Here is a 21,798-nt window from a genome sequence, read left to right as displayed (position 1 = left end):
TCAGCACATGAATCAATGCTGCAACGCCGGCTGCTGCGCTCCATTGATCGGGATGCGCTTGGCTTTCGCTTCTTCCGGGATCACACGAAGCAGGTCGATGCTCAGCAGGCCGTTGCGCAGGGCAGCGTCCTTGATCTCGATGTGATCGGCCAGACGGAACGACAGCTTGAAGGCTCGCTGGGCGATGCCTTGATGCAAGAACGTGACGCTTTCGTCAGTGTCACGCTTGCCGCCACTGATGGTCAGCACACCCTTTTCGACTTGCAGGTCCAGGTCTTCTTCCTGGAAACCGGCGGCCGCAACGACGATACGGTATTGGTCATCACCGTGTTTTTCGACGTTGTAAGGTGGGTAGCTGCTGCCTGGCTCGTTGCGCAGGGCGGTTTCGAACAGGTCGTTGAAACGGTCGAAACCTACCGAGGAACGGAACAGTGGCGCGAGAGAAAATGCAGTACTCATGGTTCAAATCTCCTGAAAACAATCAGCAAGGTTTTGTGTCTCCGCGACCCGAATTCGGCATCGCGTAACCCTTAGATAGGGACCACTGTTTTGATTTCAAGAGATTATTTTGAGATTTTTATGCGGCTTCGACGAGCGGCAATCCGAGCAGACGCGAGACTTGATCCGGCTCGGTTTCACGGCGCAGAACGGTGAAAAGCTCGGCGGCTTCCGGGTAGTTCCGTGTCAGCATGGCCAGCCATTGCTTGAGGCGACCGGGCGATTGCCGGGCGGTCATCTGCGCTTTGGCCTGCAGCCAGAAGTCCTGAATCAGCGGCATCAGCTCGGCCCAGGTCATCTCGACGACCTCTTCGCCAGCGCGCGCCGCAGCGATCTGCCGAGCGAGATCCGGGCGGGAGACCAGACCCCGACCGAGCATGATGTCTTCCACGCCACTGATTTCGCGGCAACGGCGCCAGTCTTCGACGCTCCAGATATCGCCATTGGCGAACACCGGCACCTTGACCACGTCCTGCACGCGCGGGATCCACTCCCAATGAGCCGGCGGTTTGTAGCCGTCCATTTTCGTCCGCGCATGTACGACGATGTGCTCTGCCCCGCCTTCGGCCAGCGCCGTGGCGCAGACCAGCGAGCCGTCAGGACTGTCGAAACCCAAGCGCATTTTCGCGGTGACCGGGATGTGCGCCGGTACGGCGCGACGGACATGTTCGACGATCTGGTTGAGCAGCTCCGGCTCCTTGAGCAGCACGGCGCCGCCGCGGGATTTGTTGACGGTCTTGGCCGGGCAGCCGAAGTTGAGGTCGATCACCTCAGAACCGAGTTCGCAGGCAAGCGCGGCGTTTTCCGCCAGGCACACCGGATCGGAACCAAGTAATTGCACGCGCAATGGCACACCGGACGCGGTGCGAGCGCCGTTGAGCAGCTCGGGGCCGAACTTGTGGAAGTACGCCGGGGTGAGCAACTGGTCGTTGACCCGAATGAATTCGGTCACGCACCAGTCGATGCCGCCAACGCGGGTCAGCACGTCGCGCAGGATGTCGTCGACCAACCCTTCCATGGGCGCCAGAGCAATTTGCATGGGAAACACTACTTGAAGAAAAAACGTGCGGCAGTTTACTGGATATCGTGGAAGACCGCAGGACAACACATCTCTCTGTGGGAGCGAGCCTGCTCGCGAAGACGGTCTGTCAGTTCATGCATGCGTGACTGACCTGACGCTTTCGCGAGCAGGCTCGCTCCCACAGGGTGAGATTTACATCGCCTCTGCAATCTGGATCGCCGGGCCATAGCCTTCGATAAATTCCGCCGGCATGCGCTTGGGCTTGCCGGTCGACAGTTCGATGCACACAAACGTGGTCTGCGCGCGCAACAGGGTGGCATTGTCACTGGGGCGTTTGAGCTGGAAATGCCGGGTCATTTTCAAGCGCTGATCCCAGTCGACGATCCAGGTCGCCAGTTGCAGTTCATCACCTTCATAGGCGGCGGCCAGGTAATCGATTTCGTGGCGGACAACCGCCATCGCCCGATCCAGCCGCCGGTATTCGACCAGGTCCAGGCCGAGGCGCTGCGAATGGCGCCAGGCGCAGCGCTCGAGCCAGGTCACGTAAACGGCGTTATTGGCGTGCCCGAGCCCGTCGATGTCTTCGGCGCCTACTTGCAGATCAATGGTAAACGGCGTTGCCCGATCCCAGCCCATGCCCCACTCCCGGTCAAAGTATTCAACCGGGGCAGTGTAACGGAGCTCAGGCCGATTGGCGCGCCTGAAGGCTGCGACCGGCGAGCAGTGATAACACGCCATCAATCACTCGAGGGTCGGCCAGCACGCGTTGATGGCCGCCGCTTTCCAAGCGCAGCAGGCAGCTGTCGAACCAGGCTTCGTGAATCAATTGCGATTCTTTGACCGAGACAAAATTGTCGTCCTCGGCATGCACGATTAGACCGGGCATATCCAGTTGATAGTGGGCCACGTCCAGCGTAGCGGCGCGCATGCCGACGTCCTGCTCGACTTGACGAATAAACGCAGAACGCGCGCGCGGCGGCATGCCAACCATTCGCGCAAAACCGCGCAGCACGCCGAGAATCCGCGACGGTGCGGCGATGCTGACCAGGGTTTCGGTGCGCAGACCCAATTGCACGGCGAGCATCGCGCTGGCGCCGCCCATGGAATGGCCGATAACCGCTTGCAGCGGCGGCAATTCGGCAGCGGCTTCGAGCATGGCGCGGGCGAACAGCACTACATTGGCTTCTCTCCCAGGGGAGCGACCGTGGGCCGGGCCATCGAGCGCGACGACGGTATAACCGGCATCGACCAGAGCATTGATCAGCGAGGCGAATTGCGTTGGCCGCCCTTCCCAACCATGCATCAACAGCACCGTAGGGCCTTGGCCCCAGCGCAGCGCCGACAGGCCGAAGCGCAACGTGATGCGTTCGGAGCTGGCCAACAGCGGCAGCTCCCAATCCCGCAGCGGTAGCGCGCGGGGCGTCATGAATGCCAGACGCATTTTGCTTGCCACCAGCTTCGGTGCAAACCAGCCCAAGGTACCGTTAACGCCACGAACCCACTTCAACGCGTTCATCGCACTCTCCTCAGGCTTGTTGCCTTCAGGTCAACGCACCGCCGACTTGGCGGCGCGCAGCAATCGATCGGATAACTCTCCCGGACCCAGCGCTCTGGCCAAGGCCAGACCACCGACCATCAACGCGACATCGGCCAGAGCCTTGTCGGTGTCTTCAGGGCTGGCGGCCAGTTGCGCGACCATCAGCTCCAGATGCTCGTTCAGCGCGATGCGGAACGACTCCGGCAAACGACCCAATTCGCCAATCGAGGCCGGAATCGGGCATGCGGCTTCGCTGGAATCCCGGTGTTTGCGCGACAGGTAGAACGCAGCGACCAAAGCGCGACGCTCTTCGCCGGTCAGATCGGCGTCCATGTCGGCAATCAGGTCGCGACGGCGGCCCAGCAGTTGCTTGAACGCTTCGAGCATCATCGCGTCCTTGCTTTCGAAGTGTGCGTAGAAGCCGCCGACGGTCAGGCCGGCGGCGCCCATCACTTCGCCCACGCTCGGGTCTGCCGGGCCGCGCTGAATCAACGCGGCGCTGGCAGCCTTGAGGATGCGTTCGCGGGTTTGAGCTTTTTTATCGTTCATCGTTGCCTCCGAATATTACGACTAGAATATTATTCGCATAATAATATTCCGCAAGTCATGAATATGACCGCTGGTCTGAAGCACAGTGTAAGGAAAAAGGAGAGTTGGCCAAACGCCAGACAAACAAAAGGGCCATTCAACAATTGAATGACCCTTATAAAATCCCGCAGAGCGGGTAATCGTGGCGTCCCCTAGGGGACTCGAACCCCTGTTACCGCCGTGAAAGGGCGGTGTCCTAGGCCACTAGACGAAGGGGACACAAACCCTTCTATACAACTGATCAGTGCTGAGAGCTGATCGATTCAAGGCCGGTGTGGCCAGACCTTGAACTGTAAAATTGGTGGAGCTAAGCGGGATCGAACCGCTGACCTCCTGCATGCCATGCAGGCGCTCTCCCAGCTGAGCTATAGCCCCGGATTTTTCGCCTCGCGGCGGAGTGATCTCTTGCAACATCACTTCTGTAAAACTGGCGTCCCCTAGGGGACTCGAACCCCTGTTACCGCCGTGAAAGGGCGGTGTCCTAGGCCACTAGACGAAGGGGACGCAAACCCTTCTATACAACTGATCAACGCTGAGTGTTGATCGCTTCAAGGCCGGTGTGGCCAGACCTCGAAGTGTAAATTGGTGGAGCTAGACGGGATCGAACCGTCGACCTCTTGCATGCCATGCAAGCGCTCTCCCAGCTGAGCTATAGCCCCTCATCGCTGAGGACGGGGCGAATCTTAAGGGCGTATCGAAAGCCTGTCAAACTTATTTTTGAAAAATTTCAAAATTTTTTGCCGGGATAACAATCACTTACCGCCCTCCCCCGTAAAACTGGGCGGTTTGCAACGCGGGCAGACCTGTAGGAGCTGGCGCAGCCTGCGATCTTTTGACTTTGCCTTTTGAAAACAAGATCAAAAGATCGCAGCCTGCGGCAGCTCCTACAAAGAAGCAAAAGCAATCAGGCGATGGCGCCCAAGAGCTTTTCCCACTCTTTGTTTTCTTTCTTCGACACGCCGCCCAGCAGGTCAATCGCCTGGCGCAAGCGGAAACGGGTGAGATCCGGGCCGAGGATTTCCATCGCATCGAGCACCGACACCGAACTCGCCTGCCCGGTGATCGCAGCAAACATCAGCGGCATCGCGTCGCGCAGCTTCAGCTCCAGAGATTCGACCACCGCCTGAATCGTCGCGGTGATGCTGTCCTTCTCCCACTGCCGCAGACTTTCCAGTTTCCACAGGATCAACTGCATCAACTGGCGAACCTGATCGCCGGAGAGCTTTTTCGACTCGAACAGCTTGGCATCCGGATTCACGCCGCCGGCAAAGAAGAACCCCGCCAGCGGTGCGACCTGGCTGAACGTTTCAACCCGGCCCTGCACGTGCGGCGCGATCTTCATCATGTATTCGGAATTGAACGCCCACTTCTGCACGCGGGCGGCAAACTCTTCCACCGGCAGGTCGCGCAGCCACTGGCCGTTGAGCCACGATAGCTTCTCGATGTCGAAGATCGGCCCGCCGAGGGAGACACGCTTGAGGTCGAAGTTGTCGACCATTTCCTGCAGCGAGAACTTCTCGCGCTCGTCCGGCATCGACCAGCCCATGCGCCCGAGGTAGTTGAGCATCGCTTCCGGCATGAAGCCCATGCGCTCGTAGAACGTCACCGAGGTCGGGTTCTTGCGCTTGGACAGCTTGCTCTTGTCCGGGTTGCGCAGCAGCGGCATGTAGCACAGCTCCGGTTGTTCCCAGCCGAAGTATTCGTACAGCAAAATCAGTTTCGGTGCCGATGGCAGCCATTCTTCGCCACGCAGCACGTGGGTGATGCCCATCAGGTGATCGTCGACCACGTTGGCGAGGAAGTACGTCGGCAGGCCGTCGGTCTTCATCAGCACTTGCATGTCCATGCGATCCCACGGGATCTCGACGTCGCCACGCAACATGTCCGGCACCACGCAGACGCCTTCGCTCGGCACCTTCATACGAATCACGTGCGGCTCGCCAGCGGCCAGACGCGCGGCGACTTCTTCCTTCGACAGCAGCAGCGCGCGGCCGTCGTAGCGCGGAGTTTCGCCGCGAGCCATTTGCTCGGCGCGCATCTGATCGAGTTCTTCAGCGGTGCAGAAGCACGGGAACGCATGACCCATGTCGACCAGTTGCTGGCAGTACTTCTGATAGATGTCGCCGCGCTCGCTCTGCCGATATGGGCCGTGCGGGCCGCCGACGTCCGGGCCTTCGCTCCAGTCGATACCGAGCCAGCGCAGGGCGTCGAAGATCTGCTGTTCGGACTCGCGGGTCGAACGCAACTGATCGGTGTCTTCGATGCGCAGGATGAACTCACCGCCATGCTGCTTGGCAAAGCAGTAGTTGAACAATGCGATGTAAGCGGTACCTACGTGGGGGTCCCCGGTAGGCGATGGCGCGATGCGAGTGCGGACGGTGGTCATGGCTTGTCTCGAAAAAATGAAGAGCAGAACAATCAAGCGGCGAATGGTAACAGGCGACACCCGCCCCGCTCCAGCGGGCAGGGTATTTAAGCCGGAAGCCCTAAGGCCTTCCGATTGTGTGAAGGCCATTCGCGAGCAGGCTCGCTCCCACAGGAATATGCAATTGCTATGTGGGAGCGAGCCTGCTCGCGAAGAGGCCCGGCAAGGCGATCAAGATCAAACGGTGAGAAGCCGTTCGCGCAGTTTGGCAATCTCGTCACGCATCTGCGCCGCCGCTTCAAACTCCAGATCCCGCGCCAGTTGGTACATCTTCTCTTCCAGCGCGCGGATGCGTTTGGTGATTTCGCTTGGCGAGCGCAACTCGGCTTCGTACTTGGCGTTCTCTTCGGCGGCCTTGGCCATGCCTTTGCGCTTCTTGCTGCGCGAACCCGGCACGGTGGCGCCTTCCATGATGTCGGCGACGTCCTTGATCACACCTTTCGGGGTAATGCCGTTCTCAAGGTTGAAGGCGATCTGCTTCTCGCGACGGCGCTCGGTCTCACCAATCGCCCGCTCCATCGAACCGGTCATGCGATCGGCGTAGAGAATCGCCCGGCCATTGAGGTTACGCGCCGCGCGACCGATGGTCTGGATCAGCGAGCGCTCGGAACGCAGGAAGCCTTCCTTGTCGGCATCGAGAATCGCCACCAGCGACACTTCCGGCATGTCGAGGCCTTCACGCAGCAGGTTGATCCCGACCAGCACATCGAACACGCCCAGGCGCAAATCGCGGATGATCTCGACGCGCTCGACGGTGTCGATGTCCGAGTGCAGATAACGCACGCGCACGCCGTGGTCGGCGAGGTAATCGGTCAGGTCTTCGGCCATGCGCTTGGTCAGCGTGGTGACCAGCACACGTTCTTCGATCGCCACGCGCTTGGTGATTTCCGAGAGCAAGTCATCGACCTGAGTCAGCGCCGGCCGCACTTCAACCTGCGGGTCGACCAGGCCGGTCGGCCGCACCACCTGCTCAACCACCCGCCCGGCGTGTTCAGCTTCGTAATTGCCGGGCGTTGCCGAGACGAAAATGGTCTGCGGGCTGACCCCTTCCCACTCGTCGAAACGCATGGGCCGGTTGTCCAGCGCCGAAGGCAGGCGGAAGCCGTACTCGACCAGCGTCTCTTTACGCGAGCGGTCGCCCTTATACATCGCGCCGACCTGCGGCACGCTGACGTGGGATTCGTCGATCACCAGCAAGGCGTCGGCCGGCAGATAGTCGTAAAGGGTGGGCGGCGCCGCGCCGGCCGGACGCCCGGACAGGTAGCGCGAGTAGTTTTCGATGCCGTTGCAATAGCCCAGTTCGAGGATCATTTCCAGGTCGAAACGGGTGCGCTGTTCAAGACGCTGGGCTTCCACCAGTTTGTTGTTGCTGCGCAGGTATTCGAGGCGCTCCTGCAATTCGACCTTGATGCCTTCGATGGCGTCGAGCAGGGTTTCCCGAGGCGTCACGTAGTGACTCTTCGGATAGAAAGTGAAACGCGGCATCTTGCGGATGACTTCGCCGGTCAGTGGGTCGAAGGCGGAAATGCTCTCGACCTCGTCATCGAACAGCTCGATGCGGATCGCTTCCAGATCGGATTCCGCCGGGAAGATATCAATCACGTCACCGCGCACTCTGAACGTCGCCCGGGCGAAATCCATGTCGTTGCGGGTGTATTGCAAGTCGGCCAGGCGCCGTAACAGCGCGCGCTGATCGAGCTTGTCACCGCGATCAACGTGCAAGACCATTTTCAGATAGGTTTCCGGACTGCCCAGACCGTAGATGCATGAGACCGTGGTGACGATGATCGCGTCCTTGCGCTCGAGCAACGCTTTGGTTGCGGACAGGCGCATCTGCTCGATGTGGTCGTTGATCGAGGCGTCCTTCTCGATGAAGGTGTCGGACGACGGCACATACGCTTCGGGCTGGTAGTAGTCGTAGTAGGAAACGAAGTATTCAACGGCGTTGTTCGGGAAGAACGCCTTGAACTCCCCGTACAACTGCGCGGCCAGGGTCTTGTTCGGCGCCAGTACGAGCGTCGGCCGCTGGACCTGGGAGATGACGTTGGCGATGCTGAAGGTTTTGCCCGAACCGGTCACACCGAGCAGTGTCTGGTGCGCCAGCCCGGCGTCAATGCCCTCAACCAACTGGCGAATGGCTTCCGGCTGATCGCCGGCAGGCTCGAAGCGGGTGACTAGCTGGAATTCCGACATACACACCTCTGGAATCGCGGCGTTCCGCGTCAGACGGAGCACCACGGGGACGACCGCAAACGACCGATGTCGCGCAAGAAAAAACCTGGATTGTGCTGAATGTGGTGGCGATTGCCTGACCTTTCAAGGCAAACGTCCTACATCCGGTAAAGAGTCTGACAAAGTCAATCGACTAACGGTCAAGAAATAATCGGAAAAACTTACCCTAAAAGCCGATTCGCCTGTCGCCATTGCGCGGTGATGGCCTCTATACTAGCTCCCCGTTTGTGCACCGCTCTAGTGCATTCGGCTGGAGCGCGACACGTCCCTCCACTCTCCATTCAGAGCCGCCGTAATAATGAGCCTGTTCTCCGCTGTCGAAATGGCACCCCGCGATCCAATCCTGGGCCTCAACGAAGCATTCAACGCCGATACCCGAACCACCAAAGTCAACCTGGGCGTGGGCGTGTACTGCAACGAAGAGGGGCGAATTCCACTGCTGCGCGCGGTGATCGAAGCCGAGACGATTCGAGTCGCGCAACACGCTTCGCGCGGTTACCTGCCGATCGATGGCATCGCTGCCTACGACCAGGCCGTGCAGAAACTGCTGTTCGGCAACGACTCGCCGCTGATCAGCGCCGGTCGCGTCATCACCACTCAGGCCGTCGGCGGGACCGGCGCACTGAAAATCGGTGCCGACTTCCTCAAGCAACTGCTGCCGAACGCCGCCGTGGCGATCAGCGATCCGAGCTGGGAAAACCACCGCGCGCTGTTCGAAACCGCTGGTTTCCCGGTGCAGAACTACCGTTACTACGACGCTGCCACCCACGACGTGAACCGTGCCGGCATGCTCGACGACCTCAACGCCCTGCCGAACGGCTCGATCGTTGTCCTGCACGCTTGCTGCCACAACCCGACCGGCGTCGACCTGACCCCGGCGGACTGGAACAAGGTGCTGGAAGTGGTCAAGGCCAAAGGTCACGTGCCGTTCCTCGATATGGCTTACCAGGGTTTCGGCGACGGCATCGATGAAGACGCCGCCGCTGTGCGCCTGTTCGCTGAATCCGGTCTGACCTTCTTCGTCTCGAGCTCGTTCTCCAAGTCGTTCTCGCTGTACGGCGAACGCGTTGGCGCGCTGTCGATCATCAGCGAATCGAAAGAAGAAAGCGCGCGGGTGCTGTCGCAGGTCAAGCGCGTGATCCGCACCAACTACTCCAACCCGCCGACCCACGGCGCCAGCATCGTTGCTGCGGTGCTGAACAGCCCGGAACTGCGCGCGCAGTGGGAAGCCGAACTGGCCGAAATGCGTCTGCGTATTCGCGGCATGCGCGAGCAGATGGTTGCCCTGCTGGCGGAAAAAGCCCCGGGCCGCGATTTCAGCTTCGTTGGCCGTCAGCGCGGCATGTTCTCCTACTCCGGCCTGACCACTGAACAAGTGCATCGCCTGCGCAACGAGTTCGGCATTTACGCCCTGGACACCGGCCGCATCTGCGTGGCCGCGCTGAACCAGAGCAACATCAAGGCTGTGACGGACGCGATCGTTCAGGTCATCTGATTTCGGCCAGTGATGAAAAACGGGAAGCCTTTTGGGCTTCCCGTTTTTATTTGTCTCTGCGAACGCCTTGCAACCTCTAGACTGCACACAATTCAAAGTGTAGGAGCTGACGAGTGCAACGAGGCTGCGATCTTTTGATCTTGTTTCTAGATCAAGATCAAAAGATCGCAGCGTGCCGCAGCTCCTACCGGTTTTGTGTACACCCGAGATTTTTGAAGAGAACCCACATGAAAAACGACAACCTGCGCGCTGACCGTGACGACCTGGATGATTTCATCCCGCGCGCTCCGGCCAAGCGTGAAAAGAGCCTGGTGCTGCAAGTCGCCACCGGGGTATTCCTCGGTGGCCTGGCCCTGTGGGTGGTGCAACTGGCGGCGACGGCGGTCTATGCCAAGCTGATGCTCGGCACGATTACCTTCGGCAGTTAAGCCAGCTCGGCCGAGCGTTGAGTGGCAGCATCGTCGTAAATCACATACAGCGATTCGGCGACCTGGCTTTTGATGGCCTTGCTGCTTTCAAGACCAAGGACGAAACCTTCAGCCTTGCCGCCAGCGCGGTTCAATTCTTCGGCGGTGCTTGCCCCGGCGATTGCATCGAAGAGTTTTTCGGCGTGCGGGCCGAGGCCCTTGGGCAGGCTGATCTGTGCAGTGCTCATGCGAGCACCTCGGTGTTACGGGTGATTTGATTCATGGCGCGTACCTTTGCGGCGAATGGCCGGCAGCGCGTGTGACCACTTCCGGGCTGCCATGGTAGACCTCTGAGGCCTTTCTGGTAACCGCCAATCGCTGACAAAATGCCGTCCGTCCCGACGAATCGCAAAAGTTGCCAGGCGATGCTTGACTTCTCTTTTTGAATCAGTAACATACGCACCAATTCCGCAATAGCTCAGTTGGTAGAGCAAGTGACTGTTAATCACTGGGTCCCTGGTTCGAGTCCAGGTTGTGGAGCCAAATAGCAAAGCCCCTGAATCGCAAGGTTCAGGGGCTTTTTTGTGGGTGCACGAAAAATACCAAAAGGCCGATCTGTTTGGGCAGATCGGCCTTTTCTGTTTCAGACGCAGCGGTCAGACATGTTCGCTGCTTTTCACCTGCACCTTCGGCGCGCCGTGGCCATGGTCGTGGTCATCCGGCTCGATCACCGGCACTTCCTTGCCATCGCAATCATGCAGCTTGCCGTCGCTGAAGTAATCGCCTTCACGCAGCGCGGCGAGATCGCGATAACGGAGGGTGCGCTCTTCCGCTGCGGCGAACACCGACTGCTGATCCGAATTGCCGGCCGTGAAGTGGTTGAACGCCAGGTTGAGCAGGATCGCCATGATTGCCGACGAACTGATGCCCGAATGGAAAATAGTCGCGAACCAGCTCGGGAAATGATCGTAGAAGTTCGGCGCGGCGATCGGGATCATGCCGAAACCGATCGAGGTGGCAACGATGATCAGGTTGACGTTGTTGCGGTAGTCCACCTTCGACAAGGTGCGAATGCCGCTCGCCGCCACGGTGCCGAACAGCACGATCCCGGCGCCGCCAAGGACCGAAGTCGGTACGGCAGCAATCACCCGGCCCATGAACGGCAGCAGGCCGAGCACCACCAGGAACAAGCCGCCGGTAGCGACCACGAATCGGCTCTTGATCCCGGTCACCGCCACCAGCCCGACGTTCTGCGCGAACGCACTTTGCGTGAACGATCCGAAGATCGGCGCGAACATGCTCGACAGCATGTCGGCACGCAGGCCGTTACCCAAGCGTTTGGAATCCACCTTGGTGTCAATGATCTCGCCCACGGCGAGGATGTCCGCCGAGGTTTCAACCAGCGTCACCATGACCACAATGCACATCGACAGGATCGCGGCGAAATGGAAGGTCGGCATGCCGAAGTGGAACGGTGTCGGAAAGCCGAACATGGGACCGGTGGTGACACTGGAGAAGTCGGCCATGCCGAGGAATACCGCCAGCACCGTGCCAATCACCATGGCCAGCAGAATCGACAGCCGCGAGATAGTCGCGCTGCCAACCTTGCTCAGCAGCAACACCAGCACCAGCGTGACCGCCGCCAGACCGATGTTCTGCATGCTGCCGAAGTCCGGCGCGTGGCTGTTGCCGCCCATCGCCCAGCGTGCGGCCACCGGCATCAGCGTCAGGCCGATGGTGGTGATCACAATGCCGGTGACCAGCGGCGGAAAGAACTTGGTGATGCGTGAAAACACCGGCGTGATCAGCAAGCCGATCAACGAGGCGGCAATCACCGCACCCAGCACCGATTGGAAACCGCCCTCCCCGCCGCTGCTGACGATCGCAACCATGGTCGCCACGCCGGAGAACGATACGCCTTGGACCAGCGGCAATTGACAGCCAAAAAACGGTAGACCCAGGGTTTGCAGCAACGTCGCCAGCCCCCCCGCAAACAATGAAGCAGCAATCAACAGACCAATGTCCGCCGGCGACAGACCGGCCGCCTGGCCAATGATCAGTGGCACCGCAACGATACCGCCGTACATGGTCAGAACATGTTGCAGGCCGTAAGCCATATTCGCGCCGACCCCGAGGTTTTCGTCCTCGGGCCGTTGGTGTGAAACATGGGGCGTTTTCATGGTGGGGGGTTCCCTGGTTTTTGTTATGCGCACACTGTATTCAATACTCAGGACAAATGTCCATAGAGTTGTATACAACTTGTCAGTCACATAATGGTTAGGTAGCCATCCAACCTTCTAGCCTGCGCTTCTTGCCCCAACAAATCCGGCAACACATCCCCGCTGCGTCCGCGCCAGTGCCCACTAGGCTGAAGTGTTCACGGCGACCGACGGTGCAGTCGCGCTCTTTGTTATACATATAAAGTATGCATAATGAAGTCATTCAAGATTCAGTACGACAAAAGCAAAAACGCAGCCAACAAACTCAAGCACAAAGGCATCAGCCTCGCCGAAGCCAAACCGGTTTTCCATGACGAACGCGCACTGACACTTGAGGACAACGACCATGACGAACAACGCTGGATCACCCTCGGCCTCGATGCCAAGGGTCGTGTGCTTGCCGTTGCCTACAGCTATCGCGAAGCCAATGTTGTTCGAATCATTTCCGCACGTCTCGCCACACCCAGCGAACAGCGCGCGTATTTTCAGGAGGCTTGAACGATGAAAGACGAATATGACTTTTCCACAGGTAAACGCGGCGCAGTAGCGCCGAACAAGGGCAAGACCCGCATCACCATCATGCTAGATGACGCGGTGATCGAAGCAGCGCGTACTGCCGCAGAAACCGAGGGCTTTGGCTACCAGACTGTGATCAACAACACCCTGCGCCATGCTTTGCTTGATGGCCCACGCCAGCAGGAAAGCGCTGACGATTCAGGTCTGACGGGGCAATTCAAGAAAGGCATCACCGCCACCGATCTCAAGAGTCTCGAGCGAAAGCTGTCAGCGGCCATCGGCGAAATCCGTCGCGTATTGGAGCCTGATGTAAAGCCTTAGATGGAGGCTGGCGCGATGACCCGAGCCAGCGCTTGTCGCAGACGCGGTGAATCAGGCACCTGAAGGTCGAACTCGCGCCGCAGCAACTCCATCAGCTCGTCGACGTCCGCCACCTCGCGCCGCTCACTGTCCGCGCCCATGTGATGAATGGCAAAACTGCCGTTGTTCAGGGTCTTGCGCCAGCCAGGGTCGGTGCGCGCGACCATCAGGCGCTGGGCAAAAGGTGACTCGGGATGGGTGGAGACGTACCAGTTGCCGACGCTGTAATCGATGTCTTCCTGGCGTTGCAAATCGAACAGGTACATCGGCCGCCATTCGCCTGCGACTTTGGCGCGCAGCAGGTAGCCATCTGCTTGCTTGTCGATGCGGTAAGGTTCGTGCGGGGTGGGTTGCTCATCTTCGCTGTCGAGCGACAGCGGCGCGGTGGGCACCATGCCGCCGAAGCCGACATCGGTGATGTAACGCACTGCGTCGATGGTCACCAGACTCAAACGATGGGTTCGCGCCGTCCAGCTGCCTTCCGGTTGATTCATCACCACGCGCCCGCTGATCGCCCGTGCGTCGAAGCCCAATTCAAGCAGCAGCGCATAGAACAAATGATTGAGTTCATAGCAGTAGCCGCCCCGCCCCTGCTGCAACACCTTGTCTTCGATGGAGACCAAGTCGATCAACACCGGCTCTGCACTGATCGTCGCCAGATTTTCGAAAACAAACTCGGCGGTATGGCGCAGTTGCAACTGGCGCAACGTATCCAGTGTCGGTGGCGGCGGCGCATCGAAACCCAGACGTTGCAGGTACAGATTGGTATTGGTCAGCCGTGCCACACTCATTGCTCGATCCTTATGCATGGGCCGCAGAACACTGCGTTGATGTTGCCCTGTATACGGGATCAGGCACGGCTTTCGACAATTGATTTCGCCAATCGCCCGTTCAGCGCTTTTTCCGCGAAGCGATGCGAATCCAGGTCGGCGCATGGTCACTGGCGTGCGGTTCGTTGCGCACCCAGGCGTCAATACCGGCGTCGTGCAGATACGGGCTCAATGCCGGGTTGAGCAGCAAATGGTCGATGCGCAGGCCGGAATTGGTTTGCCAATGGTTACGGAAATAATCCCAGAAGGTGTAGAGGCGCTCTTCGGGATACACGTGGCGCAGGGAATCGGTCCAGCCCTGATCCAGCAGCCGCTGGTAGCACTCGCGGCTTTCAGGTTGCAACAAGGCGTCCTTGAGCCAGGAGCGGGTGTTGTAGATGTCCATGTCGGTGGGCACGACATTGAAGTCACCGGCCAGCACCACTGGGTGATCGCTGCTTTGCAGGTCTTTGGCGTAACTGATCAGACGCTCGAACCAGGCCAGTTTGTAATCGAATTTCGGCCCGGGCTGCGGGTTGCCGTTGGGCAGATACAGGCAACCGACCAGCACACCGTGCACCGCCGCCTCGATATAACGGCTGTGGGTGTCATCGGGATCGCCGGGCAAACCGCGTCGACTCTCCAGCGGCTGTGCATCGCGCGCCAGAATCGCCACGCCATTCCATGACGCCTGGCCCTGCCAGATCGCGCCGTAACCGGCGGCCTCGAGTTCGGCGGCGGGAAATGCGCTGTCGACTGACTTGAGCTCTTGCAGGCAGACGATGTCCGGTTGCTCGCGCTTGAGCCATTCCAGCAGATTCGGCAGCCGCGCGCGCATGCCGTTGACGTTGAAGGTGGCGATTCGCAGGTTTTTCATCGTCTGCAACTCCTGCCCGGTGGGATTGCAAATTGTGACCCCGAGAACGCCGCGCAGGTTGCATCGAATCACAAAGCGCCAGCTCAGACTCGGTTACGCAGCCATTGCAGAAAGCCTCTTTTCGGCGCGACCACGGGCGTTTCCTCGGTCAGCGACTGCGCCTTGTGCAGACGGAAATCGAGCAATGCCTGCATCGCATCGTGGATGTCATGGCGCGCATCCAGGCACGGTTTCAGGTAGGACTTCTCGATGCGATACAGCGCGCAGAAAGTCTTCGCGGAAAAATCCGCCGGCAGCGCGGTGTCGGAAAGAATCCCGGCCTCACCGATCACCTCGCCCGGCCCCATGCGCCCGGATTCCAGTGGCGCACCATGGCGCTTGAGCGTCACCGATACCACGCCGGACTCAATAATGAACAAATGATCGCTGACCTCCCCGCCCGCGAGAATCGTTTCGCCGGCGCGGAAGGTTTGCAGGGTCATGTTCTGGCTGAAGGTGTCTTTCTCTTCTTCACGCAGAGTCGAGAAGATCGGTGAGCTTTCCAGCAGCGCCCGTGGCCGCGACAACTGTGGTGCGGCGCTGGTCTCGTTGCTCGACAGCAGGTTGACCCCGGAGGCCTGCAAATGCCGGTACGCGAGGTCGAACAACTGATTGCGCACCACGCGCTTCTCGCCCATCGAAGCGACAAATCCACTGATCTCGTATTCCGCGCCGCCGCTGGCAGAACTCTTCAACGACACGCTCGGCGCCGGTGTGTCGAGCAATTGCCGACAACCCTGCATCGCTCGCTCCAGCGCCTCGATTACCGAACTGGGCCGGGCATGGGGGCTGACGGGCACGCTGACGGAAACGCCGAACATATTGCTCGGTCGGCTGAAGTTGATGATTTTGGCTTTCGCCGCCAGCGAGTTGGGAATCACGGCCATGCTGCCCTGGCTGGTTTGCAGACGCGTGGCGCGCCAGTCGATGTCGGTGACGCGGCCCTCGGTGCCGTCGATGGAGATCCAGTCATCGAGTTGATAGGGCTTGGTGGTGTTGAGGACGATGCCGGAGAACACGTCGCTCAAGGTGCTCTGCAAGGCCAGGCCGACGATGATCGCCAACGCGCCGGACGTCGCCAGCACACCTTTGACTGGCAGATCGAGCACGTACGCCAGCGCCGCAATGATCGCGATGAGGAAAATCACCGCGCCGAGCAAGTCCTGCAACAGCCGGCCGGTATGGCCGACCCGTTGCATCATCACCGCGCCGATCAGCACCGTCAGGGTCCGCGCACCAAACAGCCACCAACCGATCTGCAACCCGGTCGCCGCCAGATGCAGCGGCACGTTGTCGGCCCACGGTGCCGGTTCCATCGGGTTGAGACCTTCGTTGAACAGCACAATGCTGAACAGGGCAAAAATCAGCACCCGCACCAACAGCTTCCATTCACTGCCGCGAGAGCTGATCAGCCGCCACAGGCCAAGATCGAGCAGGATCAGGATCAACGCGCTAAACAAAGGGTGTTCGGTCAGCAGAGACAGCATCAAACAACTCCGACAAAGGCCAATCGCGAGAAGATCGCACAGATTGGCACAGTGTAGGAGCAATTGATTTCGGCGGATGAACCGCCGCTTGAAAACACTGCGAAACCCTGTAGGAGCTGACGAAGGCTGCGATCTTGAGGCTGTGGGACGCGGAGCGTCCCCGGCTGCATTCCCACGCAGAGCGTGGGAACGATCAGACGCTGAAAAACCTGTGGGAGCGAGCCTGCTCGCGAAGGCGTCATGTCAGTCACTACTTCTTCGACCGAATCAGAGCATTCGCGAGCAGGCTCGCTCCCACAGTGAAGCTTCAGTTGGCGGTAAAGCTCGGGGTCAGGCGTGCATCCGGCCAAAGCGCCCGGACTGGAAGTCGGCGAAGGCCTGATGGATTTCCTGCTCGGTGTTCATCACGAACGGGCCGTGGCCAACGATCGGTTCGTCGATCGGCTCGCCACTGAGCAGCAATACCACCGCGTCTTCGCTGGCCTGGAGGGTGAGTCGATCACCGTCGCGTTCGAACAGCGCCAACTGGCCTACCCCAACCGATTCCGCACCGTTGACCTGCACCGAACCTTTCAACACCACCAGTGCGGTGTTGCGTCCTTCGTGCAGCTCAAGCGCCAGCAGCTTGCCGGCATTGAGGCGCAAATCCCAGACGTCGATTGGCGTGAAAGTCCGCGAGGGTCCGGTGTGCCCATCGAATTTACCGGCGATCAGACGCAGGCTGCCGGCGTTGTCCTTGAGCGCGATGCTCGGAATGTCTCGGTCGAGAATGGTCTGGTAACCCGGCGCGGCCATTTTGTCCTTGGCCGGCAGGTTGACCCACAGCTGGACCATTTCCAGCTTGCCGCCGGTTCGGGCGAAGTTTTCCGAGTGGAATTCTTCATGAAGGATGCCGGACGCTGCGGTCATCCACTGCACATCACCCGGGCCGATGGTGCCGCCACTGCCGGTGGAATCGCGGTGTTGCACTTCGCCGTCGTAAACGATGGTCACGGTCTCGAAACCACGGTGCGGGTGCTGGCCGACGCCACGCTGTTCAGTGGTCGGGGTGAATTCGGCGGGACCGGCGTGATCGAGCAGAAGAAACGGGCTGATGTGCTTGCCCAGGTTGTCGTAGGAAAACAGCGTGCGCACCGGGAAACCATCGCCGACCCAATGGCCGCGCGGGCTGGTGTAAATGCCGATGATGTTTTTCATGGGGTCTCCAATGGGTAAATGCATTGGATTAAGCCTAAAGGCATATCGAATATTCGAATAGAGGGTGGAAATCGGCTTGAGTGTTCCATATGCAGAACAATTGAGCAGCGGCGCGCATTTCGCGAGCAGGCTCGCTCCCACAGCAGACTGCATTGGTTCAGAGGCACCGTGCGAGGCCGTGCATGGCTTCGCGCAACTTGCCGATGGCACGCTCGATAAACGCGTTTTCACCGTCTCGGCACGCCGTGTCCAGATCTGCGCACGCCGCAACAACCCGCGCAGCCCCAACCATTTGCGCACCGCCCCTGATGCGATGGGCCAGCTCACGCAGGCCGTTGCGGTCGCCGACGTGGGTCTGATTCAAAGCCTGCAGATCGTCGCGCAAGCTATTACCGACTTCCTTGCGCAAACGCTCGATCAACGAGTGATCGGCACCGGCCATCTGCTCCAGGGCACTCAGATCAATCTCGACGGGCTCGGCATTTGGCGGTTCATCTTCGTGGCGCTCGCAACGATGAGCGCCTTCCAGGGCTTCAGCCAGATCATGCAAGCGAATCGGTTTGAACAGGCAGCCGTCCATGCCAGCGTCCAGACAACGCAAACGCTCTTCGACCTGTGCATTGGCCGTAAAACCGAGGATAAGACAAGGCCTGCGGCCGCTGGCGGCCTCTTCATCGCGAATGGTGCGCGCCAGCTCATAGCCATTGCGTCGCGGCATGTTGCAGTCGGTAATCACCACATCGAAGGCCTGGGTTCGCCAGCGGTCCAGCCCTTGTTCGCCATCGCCCACATCTACCGTGCGATGCCCCAGTTCGCTCAGTTGCCAGCACATCAGCAAGCGGTTGACCGGGTGATCGTCCACCACCAACACGCTTAATACACAGGTAGCGGCCGCCGCCTCGGGCGTTGCCAGTGTGGTCGTTACAGCTGTCAACAGCGGCAAGGACAGATTCATTTCCACGCGCGTGCCTTGCCCGAGATCACTATCGAGACCCAGCGTGCCGCCCATCATTTCGCAGAGGTTACGGCTGATCACCAGCCCCAGGCCGGAACCGCTGCGCGCCGCTTGAAGGCTATTGCTCGCTTGAACGAACGGGCTGAACAGGCGCTTTTGATCTTCAGCACTTATACCGATGCCGCTGTCTTCGATCAGCACTTGCACACTCACTTGCTCGTGCGATATCGCAACGATCTGCAGTCGCAGGCAGACGTCACCTGACTGGGTGAATTTGATCGCATTGCTCAACAGGTTCGACAGCACCTGTTTGAAGCGCGTCGGATCAATCAGCACATCCACGTCGGCGCGCGGATCAAGTTCGATGCGCCACAAGAGCCGTTTCTGCCGCGCCAGCCCTTCGAAAACCCGACACACCGATAACACCGTCTCGCGCAGGTTGGCCCGCTCGGGCGAAAGGGACAAATGCCCCGACTCGATACGGGCGATGTCGAGAATGTCGCCAATCAACGCCAATAATTGCTGGCCGGCATTCGACGCCACCTGAATTGCCAGTCGATCAGTCACGCCCTCCTCTGCGCGCTTGAGCGCCAGTTCGAGCATGCCGATCAAGGCGTTCATCGGTGTGCGGATCTCGTGGCTCATGGTCGCCAGGAAGGTGCTTTTGGCCCGATTGGCCTCATCCGCTGCGTCCTTGGCCTGTTGCAGTTGCAACAACCATTGCTGGCGCTGATGGATCTGCCGACGCTGCCAGCCGATCCAGATCAGGGCCAGCAGCAGCAAGCCTGCGGCGCCGGCAAAACCAAGCAGAATCTCGCGGCGATGGCGCGACCAATAGCTGTCCTCCACCACCACATCGTGGCTCCAGCGCTCGACCAGTTCATCCATTTGCTGCGGCGCGATGCTCAGCAACGCCTTGTTCAGGATCGAGTGCAGCAGCGCCGACTGCGGCGCCGTGGCCAAAGCGATGCGCGCCGGCTGATCGCCTACGGTGCCGGTAATACGCAGGCGGTCGCGGTATTGGCGGGCGATCAGAAAACGCGCCACCAGCAACGAGCTTACCGTCACGTCGACCTGTCCACGGGCAATCAGCGCCATGCCTTCGGCGGGGCTTTTGACTTCGACCAGACGTAGTCCGGGCACGCGTTGCAGGAGGTATTCGCGCAACGGGTGGCCGCGATAGATCGCCAGGCGTTTGCCCGCCAGTTCGTCGAGCGGCAATGGATGTGGTCCGTTCGCTGCGCTGACTAGCACGAACGGATTGTTCAGATAGGCGCGGGTGAATTGCAGCTGCGCTTCCCGCTCGGTGCTCGGCGTTACCACGGGCAAAATATCGAGTGCGCCGGCCTGAAGTTGTTCGAACTGGTCGTTCAGCGAGGTGCCACGCACGATCTCGAAATTCAGCCCGCTGCGCTGCGCAATCAGGCTCAGCAACTGCGCTGCCAGGCCGTTGAAGCGCCCATCAGCATCGAAAAACGCCAACGGCGCGAAGTCTTCGACAGCGCCGACCCGCACCACCGGGTGCTGATCCAGCCACTGCTGCTCGGCGGCGCTGAGCTGTACCCGCGACTGTTCGGCCATCTCGGCGAGGCCGACGCTCCAGCGCTGTTCGATCAGATGGCGACGCTCCATCGGCACGGCCAGCAAGGCCTTGTCGACGATGCGTTTGAGCACCACATCGCTGCGCAACAACGCAAAGGCGAACGGATTGGCATCAAGCCCCGACGGCCCGGCCAGTTGCAGGTCGTTGCGATAATTGGTGTTGATCAGGTAGTTGGCGCTGATGAAGTCGCCCAGGTACACGTCGTCGGCACCGAAGGCGACCGCGCCGAGTGCATCCATGGCCGAAGCGTAAAGCTGCACGTGGGCGCCGGGGTAGAACGCCTGAACATGGGCCAGTGGCAGGTAATCCTCGACCATGGCGATGCGTTTGCCTGCAAGGTCAGCAGGCAGTTTCTCGTCATGACGCGTCACCAGCATCGGCTGATCTTCAGCATACGGCCGCGACAGAACAAAGGCCGGATCCGCCGCTTCGAAACTGTTCGAGGTGCCCAGGAGTTCGACGTCAGCGCGCTTGAGTGCCGCCATCAGTGCGGGACGATCGACGAAACGCCGCACTTCGATCCTGATGCCAAGCAGTTGTGCCAACAGGTCGGCGTAATCCGCCGTCAGTCCCTCCAGCTCATGCTGATGGCGGGTGATTTCGAAAGGCGGGTAGTCCGGGCCGGAGATGCCCATGCGCAAGACTGGATGCTCACGCAGCCACTGGCGCTCCCGATCATCGAGGCGCACCTGGATACTTCCCGGTTCGAGGCGCGCCAGCACCTCCAGCGTCTGCGGCTGGTCATTCGCCCCAACCGAGGCAACAAGCCCCAGCCACAGCAATAAAACCCGCAGTCCCTGCGTCATGTCGGGGTACTCAGATCAAGTGATTGCGCTTGGCGAACTCACGCAGAAGCACCAGCGAACCCAGGCCAAGTTTCGCCATCATGCGGGTCTTGTAGGTGCTGACGGTTTTGTGACTCAGGTGCATTTCCAGAGCGATGGCCTTGTTCGGTTTGCCCAGCGCCAGATTCACGAAAATGCATAACTCTCGATCGGACAGCTGCGCGATCAGCTCCTTTTCCGTGCGTTGCACGGCGTTGTACAGACCGCTGGTATTGGGCAATGCGGAGAAATAAGTGTGGCCGGACATCAATGCCTTGATGGCTTCGTGCAGCAGAGTCAGTTGATTGCTCTTGGTCACGTAGCCCCGTGCGCCGGCGCGCAGACAGCGCTCCTGGTAATGCGTGGGCTCATGCATGCTGAATACCAGAACCCGGCAGCGCGCCGTCGGCGCCTTGATCTGGATTCGCGTCAGCACTTCCAGCCCGTCCATCGATCCCAGCCCCAGATCGAGCACAACCAGTTTCGGATCATGCGCGCAGATCAACGGCACGACTTCATTGCCATTGGACGCTTCATGAATCTGCGTGAAGCCTTGAGCCTGCAGGACGATTCGAATGGCCGCGCGCACGACTGGGTGATCATCGACGATCAGCGCTGACTTCATTGGTACTCCTGCAAAATCGAAGACACCGCAACAGTCTGTCCCGGAGTCGGTAGCTGCGCCGGCACTGTTACATGGATGAGCAAG

The 21,798-nt window shown here is 59.9% G+C and carries 19 protein-coding genes and 5 tRNA genes; 5 read left to right on the top strand and 19 right to left on the bottom strand.

Annotation, left to right across the window (positions count from 1 at the left end; translation table 11 throughout):
• Positions 1-12 precede the first annotated feature (12 nt).
• From HU724_RS10185 to uvrB, 11 genes are all read right to left on the bottom strand, one after another.
• Positions 13-459, bottom strand: coding sequence for an Hsp20 family protein (locus tag HU724_RS10185; protein ID WP_016773925.1), 447 nt, complete (start codon positions 457-459; stop codon positions 13-15).
• 118 nt (positions 460-577) lie between these two features.
• Entirely contained in the window at positions 578-1,537 is a 960-nt protein-coding gene (locus tag HU724_RS10180) for a tRNA dihydrouridine synthase (RefSeq protein WP_016773924.1), read from the bottom strand.
• Positions 1,538-1,711: 174 nt separating this feature from the next.
• Positions 1,712-2,155: an acyl-CoA thioesterase gene (locus HU724_RS10175; protein ID WP_016773923.1), complete on the bottom strand. Its 444-nt coding sequence runs from the start codon at positions 2,153-2,155 to the stop codon at positions 1,712-1,714.
• A gap of 46 nt (positions 2,156-2,201) precedes the next feature.
• The gene (locus tag HU724_RS10170; RefSeq protein WP_186565644.1) at positions 2,202-3,035 is read right to left on the bottom strand and encodes an alpha/beta fold hydrolase; all 834 of its coding nucleotides are present in this window, start codon (positions 3,033-3,035) and stop codon (positions 2,202-2,204) included.
• Positions 3,036-3,065: 30 nt separating this feature from the next.
• Positions 3,066-3,605 (bottom strand): TetR/AcrR family transcriptional regulator, encoded by a 540-nt coding sequence (locus HU724_RS10165; protein ID WP_016773921.1) that lies wholly within the window; start codon positions 3,603-3,605, stop codon positions 3,066-3,068.
• Positions 3,606-3,787: 182 nt separating this feature from the next.
• Positions 3,788-3,863, bottom strand: a tRNA-Glu gene (locus HU724_RS10160).
• 80 nt (positions 3,864-3,943) lie between these two features.
• Positions 3,944-4,019: transfer RNA gene (locus tag HU724_RS10155), tRNA-Ala, on the bottom strand.
• A gap of 53 nt (positions 4,020-4,072) precedes the next feature.
• A tRNA-Glu gene (locus HU724_RS10150) sits at positions 4,073-4,148 on the bottom strand.
• 79 nt (positions 4,149-4,227) lie between these two features.
• A tRNA-Ala gene (locus HU724_RS10145) sits at positions 4,228-4,303 on the bottom strand.
• A gap of 245 nt (positions 4,304-4,548) precedes the next feature.
• Positions 4,549-6,030 (bottom strand): glutamate--tRNA ligase, encoded by a 1,482-nt coding sequence (gene gltX / locus HU724_RS10140; protein WP_016773920.1) that lies wholly within the window; start codon positions 6,028-6,030, stop codon positions 4,549-4,551.
• 216 nt (positions 6,031-6,246) lie between these two features.
• Positions 6,247-8,262 carry an excinuclease ABC subunit UvrB gene (gene uvrB / locus HU724_RS10135; protein ID WP_024012378.1) on the bottom strand — a complete coding sequence of 672 codons (2,016 nt, stop codon included), beginning with the start codon at positions 8,260-8,262 and terminating at the stop codon, positions 6,247-6,249.
• Between the two features lie 337 nt (positions 8,263-8,599).
• On the opposite strand from uvrB, the gene HU724_RS10130 reads away from it, so the two are divergent.
• Positions 8,600-9,796 carry an amino acid aminotransferase gene (locus HU724_RS10130; protein ID WP_186565646.1) on the top strand — a complete coding sequence of 399 codons (1,197 nt, stop codon included), beginning with the start codon at positions 8,600-8,602 and terminating at the stop codon, positions 9,794-9,796.
• A 227-nt stretch (positions 9,797-10,023) separates the two neighbouring features.
• Positions 10,024-10,224 carry a hypothetical protein gene (locus HU724_RS10125; RefSeq protein WP_186565648.1) on the top strand — a complete coding sequence of 67 codons (201 nt, stop codon included), beginning with the start codon at positions 10,024-10,026 and terminating at the stop codon, positions 10,222-10,224.
• On the opposite strand, the gene HU724_RS10120 is transcribed toward HU724_RS10125, so the two are convergent.
• The gene (locus tag HU724_RS10120; protein WP_186565650.1) at positions 10,221-10,451 is read right to left on the bottom strand and encodes a hypothetical protein; all 231 of its coding nucleotides are present in this window, start codon (positions 10,449-10,451) and stop codon (positions 10,221-10,223) included. The two genes, HU724_RS10125 and HU724_RS10120, sit on opposite strands and share 4 nt — an antisense overlap.
• 219 nt (positions 10,452-10,670) lie before the next feature.
• On the opposite strand from HU724_RS10120, the gene HU724_RS10115 reads away from it, so the two are divergent.
• Positions 10,671-10,746: transfer RNA gene (locus HU724_RS10115), tRNA-Asn, on the top strand.
• A gap of 113 nt (positions 10,747-10,859) precedes the next feature.
• Here the strand turns inward: HU724_RS10115 and HU724_RS10110 are convergent.
• The gene (locus tag HU724_RS10110) at positions 10,860-12,383 is read right to left on the bottom strand and encodes a nucleobase:cation symporter-2 family protein (protein ID WP_122506463.1); all 1,524 of its coding nucleotides are present in this window, start codon (positions 12,381-12,383) and stop codon (positions 10,860-10,862) included.
• Positions 12,384-12,635: 252 nt separating this feature from the next.
• Between HU724_RS10110 and HU724_RS10105 the strand changes: the two genes are divergently transcribed.
• Complete coding sequence (locus tag HU724_RS10105) at positions 12,636-12,920, top strand: BrnT family toxin (RefSeq protein WP_186565652.1); 285 nt, start codon at positions 12,636-12,638, stop codon at positions 12,918-12,920.
• Positions 12,921-12,923: 3 nt separating this feature from the next.
• Positions 12,924-13,259: a BrnA antitoxin family protein gene (locus tag HU724_RS10100; RefSeq protein ID WP_186565654.1), complete on the top strand. Its 336-nt coding sequence runs from the start codon at positions 12,924-12,926 to the stop codon at positions 13,257-13,259.
• Here HU724_RS10100 and HU724_RS10095 read toward each other — a convergent pair.
• From HU724_RS10095 to HU724_RS10070, 6 genes are all read right to left on the bottom strand, one after another.
• Positions 13,256-14,089, bottom strand: a complete 834-nt coding sequence (locus tag HU724_RS10095) for an arylamine N-acetyltransferase family protein (protein ID WP_186565656.1) — start codon at positions 14,087-14,089, stop codon at positions 13,256-13,258. The genes HU724_RS10100 and HU724_RS10095 overlap by 4 nt on opposite strands.
• 100 nt (positions 14,090-14,189) lie before the next feature.
• Positions 14,190-14,984 (bottom strand): exodeoxyribonuclease III, encoded by a 795-nt coding sequence (xth, locus tag HU724_RS10090; protein ID WP_186565658.1) that lies wholly within the window; start codon positions 14,982-14,984, stop codon positions 14,190-14,192.
• Positions 14,985-15,067: 83 nt separating this feature from the next.
• Positions 15,068-16,510: a mechanosensitive ion channel family protein gene (locus HU724_RS10085; protein ID WP_024012372.1), complete on the bottom strand. Its 1,443-nt coding sequence runs from the start codon at positions 16,508-16,510 to the stop codon at positions 15,068-15,070.
• Positions 16,511-16,840: 330 nt separating this feature from the next.
• Positions 16,841-17,707, bottom strand: a complete 867-nt coding sequence (locus HU724_RS10080; RefSeq protein ID WP_186565660.1) for a pirin family protein — start codon at positions 17,705-17,707, stop codon at positions 16,841-16,843.
• Positions 17,708-17,864: 157 nt separating this feature from the next.
• On the bottom strand, positions 17,865-21,071 hold the full coding sequence (locus tag HU724_RS10075; RefSeq protein WP_186565662.1) for a transporter substrate-binding domain-containing protein: 3,207 nt from the start codon (positions 21,069-21,071) through the stop codon (positions 17,865-17,867).
• A 10-nt stretch (positions 21,072-21,081) separates the two neighbouring features.
• A complete protein-coding gene (locus tag HU724_RS10070; protein WP_186565664.1) occupies positions 21,082-21,714 on the bottom strand; it encodes a response regulator transcription factor in 633 nt (210 codons plus the stop codon).
• Positions 21,715-21,798: the final 84 nt, after the last annotated feature.

It is taken from the genome of Pseudomonas iranensis (genome assembly GCF_014268585.2).
Classification (GTDB): domain Bacteria; phylum Pseudomonadota; class Gammaproteobacteria; order Pseudomonadales; family Pseudomonadaceae; genus Aquipseudomonas; species Aquipseudomonas iranensis.
The sequence above is the reverse complement of the archived record's forward strand: the minus strand, read 5'-3'. Positions and strand labels throughout refer to the sequence as shown.

Coding starts and splice junctions, on each gene's coding strand:
- HU724_RS10185 (WP_016773925.1), bottom strand. CDS start 459: ATGAGTACTGCATTTTCTCTCGCGCCACTGTTCCGTTCCTCGGTAGGT.
- HU724_RS10180 (WP_016773924.1), bottom strand. CDS start 1,537: ATGCAAATTGCTCTGGCGCCCATGGAAGGGTTGGTCGACGACATCCTG.
- HU724_RS10175 (WP_016773923.1), bottom strand. CDS start 2,155: ATGGGCTGGGATCGGGCAACGCCGTTTACCATTGATCTGCAAGTAGGC.
- HU724_RS10170 (WP_186565644.1), bottom strand. CDS start 3,035: ATGAACGCGTTGAAGTGGGTTCGTGGCGTTAACGGTACCTTGGGCTGG.
- HU724_RS10165 (WP_016773921.1), bottom strand. CDS start 3,605: ATGAACGATAAAAAAGCTCAAACCCGCGAACGCATCCTCAAGGCTGCC.
- gltX (WP_016773920.1), bottom strand. CDS start 6,030: ATGACCACCGTCCGCACTCGCATCGCGCCATCGCCTACCGGGGACCCC.
- uvrB (WP_024012378.1), bottom strand. CDS start 8,262: ATGTCGGAATTCCAGCTAGTCACCCGCTTCGAGCCTGCCGGCGATCAG.
- HU724_RS10130 (WP_186565646.1), top strand. CDS start 8,600: ATGAGCCTGTTCTCCGCTGTCGAAATGGCACCCCGCGATCCAATCCTG.
- HU724_RS10125 (WP_186565648.1), top strand. CDS start 10,024: ATGAAAAACGACAACCTGCGCGCTGACCGTGACGACCTGGATGATTTC.
- HU724_RS10120 (WP_186565650.1), bottom strand. CDS start 10,451: ATGAGCACTGCACAGATCAGCCTGCCCAAGGGCCTCGGCCCGCACGCC.
- HU724_RS10110 (WP_122506463.1), bottom strand. CDS start 12,383: ATGAAAACGCCCCATGTTTCACACCAACGGCCCGAGGACGAAAACCTC.
- HU724_RS10105 (WP_186565652.1), top strand. CDS start 12,636: ATGAAGTCATTCAAGATTCAGTACGACAAAAGCAAAAACGCAGCCAAC.
- HU724_RS10100 (WP_186565654.1), top strand. CDS start 12,924: ATGAAAGACGAATATGACTTTTCCACAGGTAAACGCGGCGCAGTAGCG.
- HU724_RS10095 (WP_186565656.1), bottom strand. CDS start 14,089: ATGAGTGTGGCACGGCTGACCAATACCAATCTGTACCTGCAACGTCTG.
- xth (WP_186565658.1), bottom strand. CDS start 14,984: ATGAAAAACCTGCGAATCGCCACCTTCAACGTCAACGGCATGCGCGCG.
- HU724_RS10085 (WP_024012372.1), bottom strand. CDS start 16,510: ATGCTGTCTCTGCTGACCGAACACCCTTTGTTTAGCGCGTTGATCCTG.
- HU724_RS10080 (WP_186565660.1), bottom strand. CDS start 17,707: ATGAAAAACATCATCGGCATTTACACCAGCCCGCGCGGCCATTGGGTC.
- HU724_RS10075 (WP_186565662.1), bottom strand. CDS start 21,071: ATGACGCAGGGACTGCGGGTTTTATTGCTGTGGCTGGGGCTTGTTGCC.
- HU724_RS10070 (WP_186565664.1), bottom strand. CDS start 21,714: ATGAAGTCAGCGCTGATCGTCGATGATCACCCAGTCGTGCGCGCGGCC.